Raw genomic sequence first — 13,096 nt, forward strand, 5'->3', positions numbered from 1 at the left:
CGAGGATGCGGAAAAGGAATGGCTGGGGATATTTATGCGCAGCATCACGAATCGATCCACTGCTCCGGTTGAAATTCCCCCCATGGATGGAGGTTTTATTACCGATTGGATGCACGCAGCCCTGCGGGAGGCTGATATGCCCTGACAGGATGCGTCTTTTGGGGGCTTACTGGCGGTACATCAAAAGAAGCTCTGATATGCAGGCTTCCATCAGGGCCACAAGCCCTGATGGAAAGCCGACCCGCAGCGGGAATTCATCAGAATTCCCGTGAGTGTCGGCGGTGCCTGTCATATCAGAGCTTCTTTTGATTTACCGCCAGTTAGCCCCCAATACCGTATCCAGTCAGGGCATATCAGCCTCCCGCAGGGCGGACCTCCTGCCAACACCCCCCATCCCCCAAAATTTCCTTCTTGACAAATGGGGAGATTGTTATTATACTTTGGTAATCAAAGTATTTTGGTGTAAAAGTATTTGAATGTAAAATTAACTCACTAATTCGAACATGGAGATAGAATATGATAGGAAAGATTTGCGGAACAGGCTCCTATGTGCCGGAGCATTTTCTGGATAATAATGATTTATCCAGGATGGTAGATACCAGCGATGAATGGATACGGGAGAGAACCGGCGTTGTCAGGCGGCATATTATTGAGGATGACACAACCGTCTCCATGGCCGTAAAGGCATCCAGGATCGCTTTGGAAAATGGGGGTGTGGCACCGGAGGAGCTGGATCTGATTCTGGTTTCTACGTTTACTTCTGAGGTGATGCTTCCCTGTGCGGCCTGTGAGGTGCAGAGAGAGCTGGGGGCTGTAAATGCAACGGGGTTTGACATGAACGCGGCCTGTACGGGATTTCTTTTTGCTTATAATACTGCACAGGCTTATATTGCTTCCGGGATGTATCGGAGGATACTGGTGATCGGGGCGGAAAGCTTATCGAATACGGTAAACTGGGAAGACAGAGGGACCTGCATTCTGTTTGGAGACGGAGCAGGGGCTGCTGTGCTCAAGGCTGAAGAGGGGACGCCTTATCTGCCGGTAACGTATTCTGACGGTGGGAAAGGTGATGCACTGACCTGTAAGAGCAGGCACCGCAGGGATTGGGCGGACGGGGATATGGATCTGGACTCCTATATGAAGATGGACGGCCAGGCGGTGTTTAAGTTTGCGGTTAAAAAGGTGCCTGAGGTGATCCGGGAAATTCTGGAGAAGGCGGACCATACTGCGGATGAGGTGGATTATTTTATTCTTCATCAGGCAAATAAGAGGATTGTGGAGGCCGTGGCCAAACGGCTGAGGCAGGATATCGGCAAATTCCCTATGAATATGGAAGAGTATGGGAATACATCATCGGCCAGCATTCCCATTTTATTAGATGAGATGAACAGAAAAGGGATGCTCAAAAAGGGGCAGAGACTGGTGATGTCGGGCTTTGGTGCAGGACTTTCCTGGGGAGCCGCCTATCTGGAGTGGTAGAAAGATTTTAATACAGGTAATTGCCGGCCGGGCCGGATTACAAAATAAAAGAATAAATGAAAAAGAGCAGGAAAGGAATTTAAAACTATGTTAGAAAAAGTAAAAGAAATCGTAGCAGATTCATTAGGAGCAGAAATCAGTACACTTACAGAGGCAAGTTCATTCAAGGATGACCTGGGAGCAGACTCTCTGGATCTGTTTGAAGTGGTTATGGCATTTGAGGAAGAATTTGACGTGGAGATTCCGTCTGAGGATCTGGAACAGATTGCAACAATCGGCGATGTTGTGAAATATCTGGAGGCTCATAAATAAGAATTGCTTGTAAGAAAGGTTGTTAGTATGAAGACAAAAGTAACCGAAATATTAGGAATTGAATATCCGATTATCCAGGGTGGAATGGCATGGGTTGCTGAACATCATCTTGCAGCCGCCGTATCAGAAGCTGGCGGGCTCGGACTGATTGGAGCGGCGAGTGCGCCGGCCGACTGGGTACGGGAACAAATCAGGGCAGCGAAGAAGCTGACCGACAAGCCTTTTGGCGTAAATATTATGCTGATGAGTCCTTATGCGGACGAAGTGGCAGAAGTAATCGTAGAGGAAGGCGTTAAAGTTGTGACAACCGGCGCCGGTTCTCCTGAAAAATATATGAAGATGTGGAAAGAAGCAGGGGTGAAGGTGATACCTGTCGTTGCCTCTGTTGCACTTGCAAAACGAATGGAACGCTGCGGGGCGGATGCTCTGGTAGCGGAAGGTACAGAAGCCGGCGGACACATTGGTGAGAATACGACCATGGTTCTGGTTCCGCAGGTGGTGGATGCGGTGAGTATCCCGGTGATCGCGGCAGGCGGTATCGCGGACGGCAGAGGAATTGCGGCGGCATTTATGCTGGGCGCACAGGCCGTGCAAATGGGAACTCATTTTGTGGTTACGAATGAATCTGTTGTTCATGAAAATTATAAGAAATGCATTTTAAAGGCAAGGGATATTGATTCCCGTGTTACGGGACGTACAACCGGACATCCGGTTCGCGCCCTGCGCAACCAGATGACGAAGGTCTACCTTCAGAAGGAACAGGAGGGCGCTTCTCTCGAAGAGCTGGAACTGCTGACACTGGGCGGACTGCGCAAAGCAGTTGTGGAAGGTGATGTGATAAACGGCAGCGTGATGTCAGGTCAGATTGCAGGTATGGTGAAGGAAGAAATGTCCTGCGCGGAGCTGATTCAGAAGCTGGTAAGAGAGACTGACAGCCTGATTGGAGGAAAAGGGTTTTATGAGTAAGACTGCATTTATATTTCCCGGACAGGGCGCGCAGAAGGCCGGTATGGGAAAAGATTTTTATGAACATAGTGAAACGGCAGGGATGATGATCGACAGAGCATCGGAATTGTTGGATATAGATATGAAAGCTTTATGCTTTGAGGAAAATGATCTGCTGGATCAGACCGAATATACCCAGGCGGCGCTGGTGACAGTCTGCCTGGCGATGGAAAGAGTGCTGGAAGAGCGGGGACTGAGGCCCGATGTAACGGCAGGGTTAAGCCTTGGCGAATACTGTGCGGTTGCTTGTGCAGGCGGAATGTCGGCGGAGGATGCCATAACTACAGTCAGAAAGCGGGGCATCCTGATGCAGAATGCGGTTCCGGACGGAAAAGGCGCTATGGCGGCTGTGCTGGGATTATCTGCGTCGGATATTGAAGCGGTACTCGCCGGTATGGAAGGCGTCAGCATTGCAAATTATAACTGTCCCGGGCAGATTGTAATTACTGGATGGAAGGAAAGCGTGGATCAGGCGTGCGAGGCTCTGAAAGGAGCCGGGGCGAAGAGAGTGCTTCCGCTGAATGTAAGCGGACCGTTCCATTCTCCTATGCTTGAGGGGGCAGGAGAGGAGCTGGCGAAAGTGTTGGAGCCTGTAGAACTGCACCCGCTGCAGATTCCCTATGTCACAAATGTCACAGCAGAGTATGTCCGTGACAGCGGTCTGACGAAAACTCTTTTATCGAAACAGGTTGCATCCTCCGTGCGCTGGCAGCAAAGCGTGGAGGCGATGATCGCAGACGGTGTGGACCGTTTTGTGGAAATCGGGCCGGGCAGGACTCTGGCAGGTTTTATGCGGAAGATCAATAAAGAAGTAACGGTATATAACGTGGGAACGTGGGAAGATGTAGAGAAGGTGGTTCAGGAATTATGTTAGAAGGAAAAGTAGCGGTTGTTACGGGGGCATCCAGAGGAATCGGAAGGGCCGTTGCCCTGAAGCTGGCTTCTCAGGGAGCCGTGGTTGTGATCAATTACAATGGTTCTGCAGGACGTGCGGCCGAAGTGAAAGAAGAAATCGAAAAGACGGGCGGCCAGGCCGAGACGATGCAGTGCGATGTATCCGACTTTGGGGCCTGTGAGAATTTTATAAAAGAAGTCATCGCAAAGTTTGGCAGGCTTGATATTCTTGTGAACAATGCAGGGATTACGCGTGACGGGCTGCTGATAAGAATGTCCGAGGAGGACTTTGATGCAGTGCTGGATACGAATTTGAAAGGCACATTCAACTGCATTCGTTTTGCTTCCAGGCAGATGATGAAACAGAGAAGCGGACGCATTATCAATCTGTCTTCTGTTTCTGGAGTGATGGGAAATGCAGGGCAGGCGAATTATTCTGCTTCTAAGGCGGGCATGATTGGGCTGACAAAAGCTGCGGCCAGGGAACTGGCATCCAGGGGAGTGACGGTGAATGCGGTTGCACCTGGATTTATCAATACAGAGATGACAGCAGAGCTTTCTGAAAAAGTGAAAGAAGGGGCTGCTGCGCAGATTCCCCTGGGAAGCTTCGGGGAACCGGAGGATATTGCGGAAGCGGTTGGATTTCTGGCTTCCGAAAATGCCGGATATATCACAGGCCAGGTTCTGTGTGTAGACGGCGGAATGGCAATGTAAAAGGAGAACAGCATGAAAAGAAGAGTGGTAGTGACCGGGATGGGGGCAGTAACTCCGATCGGGAATACAGTAGAGGAATTCTGGGGCGGCATTCGCAGAGGAAAGGTCGGTATCGGCCCGATTACGAGGTTTGACGCGTCTGAGTATAAAGTACAGATTGCGGCGGAAGTAAAAGATTTCGTGGCAAAGGAGCGCATGGATTTTAAAGCGGCAAAGCGGATGGAAACATTTTCCCAGTATGCGGTCGCTGCGGCGAAAGAGGCGTTTGAGGATGCCGGGATAGACATGGCGCAGGAGGATGCGTATCGTGCGGGTGTGATCGTGGGTTCCGGAATCGGGAGCCTGCAGGCAGTGGAGCAGAATTATACGAAGATTGTGGAAAAAGGACCGAGCAGGGTGAACCCGCTGATGGTTCCGCTTATGATTTCCAATATGGCTGCCGGAAATGTGTCAATCCAGCTGGGGCTGAAAGGAAAGTGTACGAATGTTGTGACGGCCTGTGCGTCGGGCACGAACTGCATTGGAGATGCCTTAAGGGCCATTCAGTATGACGATGCCGATGTTATGGTGGCGGGAGGAACGGAAAGCTGTATCTGTCCTACGGGAGTAGCCGGATTTGCCGGATTGACTGCATTATCAACCTCGGCAGACCCGAAGCGGGCCTCCATTCCTTTTGATAAAGACAGAAACGGTTTTGTCCTCGGAGAGGGCGCCGGGATCGTAGTGCTGGAAGAACTGGAGCATGCAAAAGCCAGAGGCGCCAAAATCTATGCGGAACTGGTTGGATATGGCTCAACGGGAGATGCATATCATATCACATCCCCTCAGGAAGACGGCGAGGGGGCAGGTATGGCCATGAAACTGGCGATGAAAGAGGCAGGGGTGGAACCAGAGCGGATTGATTATATCAATGCCCACGGAACCAGCACCCACCACAACGATTTGTTCGAGACCCGGGCGATCAAATACGCGCTGGGCGACGCTGCAAAAGATGTTGTTATTAATTCTACCAAATCCATGATCGGACATCTGCTTGGCGCGGCAGGCGGTGTGGAATTTATTGTGTGTGTAAAAAGCATACTGGATGGATATATCCACCAGACGGTCGGAACCGTGGAGACAGATGCAGAGTGCGACCTTAACTATGCAGTAGGGGCGCCTGCAGAAAAAGAAGTAAATTACGTACTGACCAATTCCCTCGGATTTGGCGGACATAATGCAACTTTATTAGTAAAGAAATATGAAGCATAGTGCGGCGCACATCAAGGAGGCAGCATGAAGATAGAAGAAATATTACAGTTGGTGGATGCGGTATCAAAATCCGCGCTGACAGAATTTAAATACGAGGAAGGCGCAGTGAAGCTTTCCCTCAAAAAAGCAACAAAAAACGCTCCGGTTGAGGCAGAGGCCGTGCAGGTAATGACAGATCAAGCCCCGGCAGCGCTTCCAGCAGCGCCTGCGGCTTCGTCAGAATCAGAATCAGGTTCGGCCCCCGCAGCTGTTACGGAAGGCAAAGTAGTGAAATCACCGCTTGTTGGAACATTCTATTCGGCACCGTCAGAAGATGCAGCTCCCTTCGTAAGCGTAGGGGACAGCATAAAAAAAGGCCAGATACTGGCAATCGTAGAGGCTATGAAATTAATGAATGACATCGAGAGCGATTACACAGGAACCGTGGCAGAAGTACTGGTAGGAAATGGGGATACCGTAGAGTATGGCCAGCCGTTGTTTGTTATAAAATAGTCAATCAAGGGCAAAGGGGTCAGACCCCTCTGCCGTAGGGGTCTGACCCCTTTGGGAAAGAAGGTTAATTGTGAACAGATTAGATATTAAACAGATCCAGGAAATTATCCCGCACAGACACCCGTTTCTTCTGTTGGATTATATTGAAGATTATGAGCCGGGCAAGTATGCGGTTGGCTACAAATGTGTGACTTACCGTGAGGATTTCTTCAAGGGCCACTTCCCGGAACATCCGGTTATGCCGGGCGTGCTGACGTTGGAGGCTCTGGCACAGGCGGGTGCGGTTGCCATACTGAGCATAGAGGAAAATAAAGGGAAAATCGCATTCTTTGGCGGCGTTCAGAAATGCAAGTTCAAAGGCATGGTACACCCTGGAGATAAGTTAAAGCTGGAGACAACGATTATCAAGCAGAAAGGTCCTGTGGGAGTAGGCCAGGCGATTGCTTCCGTGGACGGCAAAGTCGTAGTTACCGCAGAATTGACATTCATGGTTGGAAATTAAGGAGATGTGCAGGTTATGATTGAAAAGGTATTGATTGCAAACCGGGGCGAGATTGCAGTGCGCATTATCCGTGCCTGCCGGGAAATGGGAATTGAGACAGTGGCGGTCTATTCTGAGGCCGACAAGGAAGCTTTGCATACACAGCTGGCAGATGAGGCGATCTGTATCGGTCCCGCTCCTTCCACAGAAAGCTATCTGAGTATGGAGCGTATCATAAGTGCTACGCTTGTATCAGGCGCGGACGCCATCCATCCGGGGTTCGGATTTCTGTCTGAAAACAGTAAATTTGCAGAACTGTGTGAGCAGTGCAATATTACATTTATCGGACCGGAATCTAAAGTGATTAGAAAAATGGGAAATAAGCAGGAAGCCAGAAATACAATGGTGGCTGCCGGAGTGCCGGTCATTCCAGGAAGCACTGAACCGATTTACGATGCAAAAACAGGCGCAGTCACAGCAGAGGAAATTGGCTATCCTGTGATCGTAAAAGCTGCTCTTGGCGGTGGTGGAAAAGGCATGCGGGTGGCAGAAAAACCGGAAGATTTTGAGAACAGTTTCAACACAGCACAGAAGGAAGCACAGATGGCTTTTGGTGACGGCACTATGTATATTGAGCATTTTGTACAGCATCCGCGGCACATCGAGTTCCAGATACTGGCGGATAAGCATGGAAACGTCATCCACCTTGGAGAACGTGACTGCTCCGTCCAGAGAAACCATCAGAAAATGATAGAAGAATCCCCGTCCATCGCGCTTTCAGAAGAAATGCGCAAAAAAATGGGGGATGCAGCAGTCAAAGCGGCCAAAGCCGCAGACTATACCAATGCAGGTACAATAGAATTTCTGCTGGAAAAGAGCGGGAATTTCTATTTTATGGAAATGAATACAAGGATCCAGGTAGAACACCCTGTTACAGAGTGGGTGACTGGAATTGATTTGATAAAAGAACAGATCCGCATCGCGGACGGCAGGAAGCTGAGTTATTCTCAGGAAGACGTCAAAATAACCGGCCACGCAATAGAATGCCGGATCAATGCGGAAAACCCGAAAAAGAACTTCCGTCCGTCACCGGGAATGATCACAGACATGTATCTGCCGGGAGGAAAAGGCGTACGTATTGATGCCGCAATTTACAGCGGATACACCGTGACGCCATACTATGATTCCATGCTGGCAAAACTGATCGTACACGCGGGAAGCAGAAAAGAAGCAATCCGCAAGATGCGCAGCGCCCTTGGAGAGATCATCATCGAGGGGATCGAAACAAATGTAGATTATCAATATGAAATACTACACCATCCTGATTTCGAATCCGGAGATATTGACATAGAATTTATAGAAAAAATGTAGAGTGGCATATAGAAATTGTCAGAATAGTCAGAAAAAGGAGCGCAAAGGGGTCAGACCCCTTTGAAGTTAGGAGCTGTTTATGAAGTTACAGAATATGTTTAAGAAGACGAGCAGAAAGAGTTATATTTCTCTGAAAGAGTCTAAGCCCGAGGTCCCGGAGGGACTTCTCAGAAAATGTAATAAATGCGGCGCGGCTATTATTGCAGAGGACGTCAAACAGGGCTTCTATATCTGTCCGAAGTGCCACGGCTACTTCCGTGTCCATGCGTACAGAAGGATAGAGATGCTGACAGATGAGGGTTCTTTTGAAGAGTGGGACCGTGGAATGACAACCAAAAATCCCCTGGATTTTAAGGGATATGAGGAGAAGATAGAAGCACTTCAGGAGAAAACAAATCTGGAGGAGGCGATTGTCACAGGAAAAGCCAGTATAGAAGGCATGCCGGTAGTTATCGGAGTATGTGACGGACGGTTTCTGATGGCCAGTATGGGAGAGGCGGTCGGCGAAAAAATTGTCCGGGCGGTGGAGCGTGCTACAGAGGAAAAGCTCCCTGTTATCATATTCGCCTGTTCCGGCGGTGCAAGAATGCAGGAGGGGATCGTGTCCCTGATGCAGATGGCTAAGACTTCGGCGGCTCTGAAGCGGCACAGCGATGCCGGGCAGCTCTATATATCCGTTCTGACAGATCCGACCACCGGTGGTGTAACTGCCAGTTTTGCCATGCTGGGAGACGTGATTCTGGCTGAACCCCACGCACTGATCGGCTTTGCGGGGCCCCGGGTCATCGAGCAGACGATCGGGGAGAAGCTGCCCAAAGGCTTCCAGCGTTCAGAATTTTTACTGGAGCATGGTTTTATCGACCGCATAGTAGAGCGTGAAAACATGAGGCAGGAGCTGGCGGAAATATTACGGCTGCATTGCAACACGGAACGTGTTCTGCGTACTCCTGACGAACAGCAGGTACACACAGAACTGGAGGAAAAAGTTAAGAAAGTACGCAGTGCGTGGGACCGCGTTCAGATTTCCAGGAGAAAAGACCGTCCGGTAGGCTCCAATTACATTGAAAATCTCTTCGAAAGTTTTATGGAATTCCACGGAGATCGCTGCTTCAAAGATGATAAAGCAATTACGGGCGGCATTGCATATTTTAAAGGCATGCCGGTGACGGTGATTGCCCAGGCAAAAGGAAGAACCACGAAGGAAAATATTGAGCGCAACTTTGGAATGCCGTCCCCTGACGGCTACAGAAAAGCACTGCGCCTGATGAAACAGGCGGAGAAATTCGGCCGCCCTGTTATCTGTTTTGTGGATACCCCCGGTGCATTCTGTGGTCTGGAGGCTGAGGAGCGGGGGCAGGGAGAAGCAATTGCCAGAAACCTGTTCGAAATGTCCGGCATGAGAACCCCGATTCTGTCGATTGTGATCGGAGAGGGCGGAAGCGGCGGCGCGCTTGCAATGGCGGTTGCCGATGAGGTATGGATGCTGGAAAATTCCGTATACTCCATTCTCTCTCCGGAAGGATTTTCCAGCATCTTGTGGAAGGACAGCAAACGTGCCAGCGAGGCCGCAGAAGTCATGCGGCTGACAGCCGATGACCTGCTGCATCTGCAGATCATCGAAAGGGTCATACCGGAGCCGGAACACTACACAACGGAGAATCTTAATAATGTCTGTGACGTACTGGAACAGCAGATCAGGGATTTCCTGGAAAAATACACAGCTATTTCCGAAAGCGATCTGACTGAAAAACGTTACGGAAGGTTCAGAAGGATGTAAATGAAAAGAGAGGTCATATAAACATGAATCCACTTAAAATAGGTGATAAGACTGCCAGAGTTCCCCTGATACAGGGGGGTATGGGAGTCGGAATCAGCCTCGGCAATCTGGCGGGGACAGTTGCACAGCAGGGCGGAATCGGGATCATTTCTACGGCCCAGATCGGGTTTCGGGAGCCGGATTTTGACGCGCACCCGTCAGAGGCCAATCTGAGGGCTATCCGGAAAGAAATGGAGAAGGCCAGGGCCATTTCTCCTGACGGTCTGATCGGATATAACATCATGGTAGCTCTGAAAGATTATAAACAGCATGTTGCCGCAGCCGTGGAAGCCGGAGCGGACCTGATCATATCCGGTGCGGGACTGCCCACCGAACTGCCGGGCCTGACTGCGGGAAGCCCGACGAAGATTGCACCCATTGTCTCCACAGAAAAGTCAGCCAAAGTGATATTGAAGTACTGGAGCAGAAAATATCACAGGACTGCGGACCTTGTCGTAATCGAAGGCCCGAAGGCCGGCGGGCACCTGGGATTTAAAGAGGAGGAGCTGGAGCACTATTCTCCGGAAATATACGAACAGGAAATCAAGAAAATTATAGAAACTGTCCGAGGATTTGCCGATGAGTATCAAACAGAAATCCCCGTTGTTATAGCCGGCGGTATATATGATGCCGGAGATGTACAGCGGGCAATGGCTTTAGGCGCAGAGGGAGTACAGGTTGCATCAAGATTTGTAACCACACAGGAATGCGATGCGGATATCCGCTATAAAGAGGCTTATCTTAATGCATCCAGGGAAGATATTGTGATCGTGAAAAGTCCTGTAGGCATGCCGGGACGCGCCATCTTGAATCCCTTTATGAAACGTGTTATGCTAGGGGAGAAGATTGAACATACCCCATGCCACAGGTGCCTTGCAAGGTGTAATCCGGCAGAGATTCCATACTGTATCACTGACAGCCTGATACGGGCAGCCAGAGGAGATGTGGAGGAAGCCTTATTATTCTGCGGAGCCGATGCATACCGGGCAGAGCGCATGGAAACCGTAAAAGAGGTAATAGACTCCCTCTTTTAAGTGAAGAGGGTTCAGCCATACAAGAAGCAGAGAAAGGAGCACAGCATCTGTGAATGCACACGAGACCATCAATGATATACTGGTTCATTTGTTCAATGAAATCTGGGAATTAGAGGAAGAGGCAATCATAACAGATGAATATAAGGATATCAGTAATAATGATATGCATATCATAGAGGCCATTGGACTTGGAGAGGACAGCACTATGTCTGTGGTAGCCAAGAAACTCGGTATTACTGCCGGGTCTCTTACTACGTCCGTCAACAGCCTCGTGAACAAAAAATACGTGGTGCGTGAGAGAAGCGAATCCGACAGGCGTGTAGTCTATATCAGGCTCACGGAAAAAGGTAAAAAAGCATTTTATCACCATAAGGATTTCCATACACAGATGACGGATGCCGTAATACAGAGCCTCGATGAAAATGAAATTCCGGTCCTTTTAAAAACGCTGGAAGGCCTTTCAGAATTTTTTCGCGGATACAAAGCAGAAATATAACTTTTCAGTGACTATGGAAAAGTTTTTTTGACGTTTCAAATAAAATGAGGTACAATATGCCTTGTAGCAAAAATAACGTTCATGTTGAAGTCTAAATACTTGATTGTTTTAGCAGGAGGGAGCAAGTATGGCACCAAGGAAAACAACAAAGAAACCAGTAACCACAAAACCAGCGGCAGAAGAGGCTGCAGAGATATCTGTAGAAGCAGCCGGGACAGCGACTGCAAATGCTGAGGCTACAAAAGCAGCTGTCAAAACCGAAGCGATCGAGACAAAAGCAGGTAAGGCAAAGGCAATCGAGACCAAAAAGGACACGACAAAAGCAATTGAGACAAGAGCGGCTGTTCTCAAGGATCCTGAACCTGCTGCAGAAGAACCGAAGAAAACGGCGGCAAAAAAGGCTGCACCTAAGAAGACCACTGCAAAAACAACTGCTGTGAAGAGAACTACAAAAAAGGCAGAGTTGAAGACAGAGTTATTCCTTCAGTTTTCAGGAAAAGAATATTCAGAAAAAGAAGTACTTCAGAAAGTGAAAGAGGTATGGACCAAGGAGCTGAAGAATAAAGTGGGCGATATGAAAGACGTAAAGATCTATCTGAAACCAGAAGAATTTGCGGCATATTATGTAATCAACGGCGATACAACCGGAAAAGTAGATTTATAGAAGTGCCGTGCATAATAAAAAGACTCCGGATACGGGATTGTGGAAATTTTCCGTATCAGGAGTCTTTTTATCTTATAGAACAGTAACAGATGCCCATTTAAAGTCGCCTTCGGCGAGGGGCAGATGCCCCGAGGCCATCACTTTATTGGCTCCGATGCCGTGCAGCGGAGTGCACGGCACGGTCTGAACAGTAACGGGCATCTGCATTGCGGCCGCAGGTTTGTTATTGTGAATGGCAATCTTAGCAAGATTGTGGTAGAATTGCAGTGAGAAGAAATGAAACAACAGAGGCTTCAAAAGGAGTAATAATATAAAAAATAGTAAGGCCCGAAACTACCTCGCCAACTATTTTTCATGCATCGCAAGTAAATGACCAAAGAATGGTCATTCAGTGCTCATAGCTATACAAAAGATCTGTAGAACTCAGGAGGAATAGGTAATGGAAGCAGTAAACAGCGAAGACAGCACAAAAGGAAGACATCCGGCAGTTAAATTATATCTGGGGGTTATGCTGGGGGCATACGGCATTGCGGTCCTTACATGTCTGATCTGCAATCTGGTGATCCAGCATACACTGTCATGGTTTTACATCGTACTGTTTTCCATTGGGATCGCTTTTTCCGTAACAATCCTGCCGGTGCTGGTAAAAAAGCACCGGGTCATTCTATCGGCACTTGGAGTTACGCTTTTTATGTTTCTGCTGCTGTATGCGTGCAACCGTTATACAGGCGGGGACTGGCTATACCGTTATGCCTTTCCGATTGCGGCACTTCCGGTAATTGCGGCCTGGCTTATGATTCTTACAGCGAAGATAAAAGGAATCAGCTGGTACTTTAAATCTGCGGTTATTTCATTGCTGGCTGGTGTGCTGATCACCACACTGAATATATGGATTGATGCTGTGCTCAGCGGAAATGATAATCTCGTAAAAACTTTTGTATTAATGTTCCGCCCGACGAATGCAACTTATTTAGTCAATGCATTAGTGGGTTTATGTTTTGTAATCTATTTCTTCATCGGACTATTTCTTGGAATATCCAAAAGGAAAAAAAACAGACAACAATAAACAAAACCGATGCTGCAGCAG

Annotated in this window: 14 protein-coding genes; all 14 read left to right on the forward strand. The window is 48.8% G+C overall.

Annotation, left to right across the window (positions count from 1 at the left end):
* The first annotated feature begins 516 nt into the window (after nt 1-516).
* The 14 genes from HMPREF0240_RS02165 (at nt 517) to HMPREF0240_RS02230 (ending at nt 13,075) form a co-directional block, all read left to right on the forward strand.
* Nucleotides 517-1,479: a beta-ketoacyl-ACP synthase III gene (locus tag HMPREF0240_RS02165; RefSeq protein WP_035312267.1), complete on the forward strand. Its 963-nt coding sequence runs from the start codon at nt 517-519 to the stop codon at nt 1,477-1,479.
* A gap of 87 nt (nt 1,480-1,566) precedes the next feature.
* A complete protein-coding gene (locus HMPREF0240_RS02170; RefSeq protein ID WP_009001818.1) occupies nt 1,567-1,791 on the forward strand; it encodes an acyl carrier protein in 225 nt (74 codons plus the stop codon).
* 27 nt (nt 1,792-1,818) lie between these two features.
* On the forward strand, nt 1,819-2,757 hold the full coding sequence (gene fabK / locus HMPREF0240_RS02175) for an enoyl-[acyl-carrier-protein] reductase FabK (protein WP_009001819.1): 939 nt from the start codon (nt 1,819-1,821) through the stop codon (nt 2,755-2,757).
* Nucleotides 2,750-3,670, forward strand: coding sequence for an ACP S-malonyltransferase (fabD, locus tag HMPREF0240_RS02180; RefSeq protein WP_009001820.1), 921 nt, complete (start codon nt 2,750-2,752; stop codon nt 3,668-3,670). Before fabK ends, fabD begins: the two co-directional genes overlap by 8 nt.
* Entirely contained in the window at nt 3,664-4,404 is a 741-nt protein-coding gene (gene fabG / locus HMPREF0240_RS02185; RefSeq protein WP_035312268.1) for a 3-oxoacyl-[acyl-carrier-protein] reductase, read from the forward strand. The genes fabD and fabG overlap by 7 nt, the downstream gene beginning before the upstream one ends.
* A 12-nt stretch (nt 4,405-4,416) precedes the next feature.
* Nucleotides 4,417-5,655, forward strand: coding sequence for a beta-ketoacyl-ACP synthase II (fabF, locus tag HMPREF0240_RS02190; protein ID WP_009001822.1), 1,239 nt, complete (start codon nt 4,417-4,419; stop codon nt 5,653-5,655).
* 24 nt (nt 5,656-5,679) lie between these two features.
* Complete coding sequence (gene accB, locus HMPREF0240_RS02195; protein WP_009001823.1) at nt 5,680-6,147, forward strand: acetyl-CoA carboxylase biotin carboxyl carrier protein; 468 nt, start codon at nt 5,680-5,682, stop codon at nt 6,145-6,147.
* Between the two features lie 70 nt (nt 6,148-6,217).
* Nucleotides 6,218-6,649: a 3-hydroxyacyl-ACP dehydratase FabZ gene (gene fabZ / locus HMPREF0240_RS02200; RefSeq protein WP_009001824.1), complete on the forward strand. Its 432-nt coding sequence runs from the start codon at nt 6,218-6,220 to the stop codon at nt 6,647-6,649.
* A gap of 15 nt (nt 6,650-6,664) precedes the next feature.
* Entirely contained in the window at nt 6,665-7,999 is a 1,335-nt protein-coding gene (locus tag HMPREF0240_RS02205) for an acetyl-CoA carboxylase biotin carboxylase subunit (protein ID WP_009001825.1), read from the forward strand.
* A 79-nt stretch (nt 8,000-8,078) separates the two neighbouring features.
* Entirely contained in the window at nt 8,079-9,776 is a 1,698-nt protein-coding gene (locus HMPREF0240_RS02210) for an acetyl-CoA carboxylase carboxyl transferase subunit (RefSeq protein ID WP_009001826.1), read from the forward strand.
* 23 nt (nt 9,777-9,799) lie between these two features.
* A complete protein-coding gene (locus HMPREF0240_RS02215) occupies nt 9,800-10,849 on the forward strand; it encodes a nitronate monooxygenase family protein (RefSeq protein ID WP_009001827.1) in 1,050 nt (349 codons plus the stop codon).
* 49 nt (nt 10,850-10,898) lie between these two features.
* Nucleotides 10,899-11,345: a MarR family transcriptional regulator gene (locus HMPREF0240_RS02220; RefSeq protein WP_009001828.1), complete on the forward strand. Its 447-nt coding sequence runs from the start codon at nt 10,899-10,901 to the stop codon at nt 11,343-11,345.
* Between the two features lie 127 nt (nt 11,346-11,472).
* The gene (locus HMPREF0240_RS02225) at nt 11,473-12,009 is read left to right on the forward strand and encodes a DUF6465 family protein (protein WP_009001829.1); all 537 of its coding nucleotides are present in this window, start codon (nt 11,473-11,475) and stop codon (nt 12,007-12,009) included.
* Between the two features lie 439 nt (nt 12,010-12,448).
* On the forward strand, nt 12,449-13,075 hold the full coding sequence (locus HMPREF0240_RS02230) for a hypothetical protein (RefSeq protein WP_009001831.1): 627 nt from the start codon (nt 12,449-12,451) through the stop codon (nt 13,073-13,075).
* The last annotated feature ends 21 nt before the right edge of the window (nt 13,076-13,096 follow it).

The sequence above is a fragment of the Clostridium sp. D5 genome, assembly GCF_000190355.1.
GTDB lineage: Bacteria > Bacillota > Clostridia > Lachnospirales > Lachnospiraceae > Faecalicatena > Faecalicatena fissicatena_A.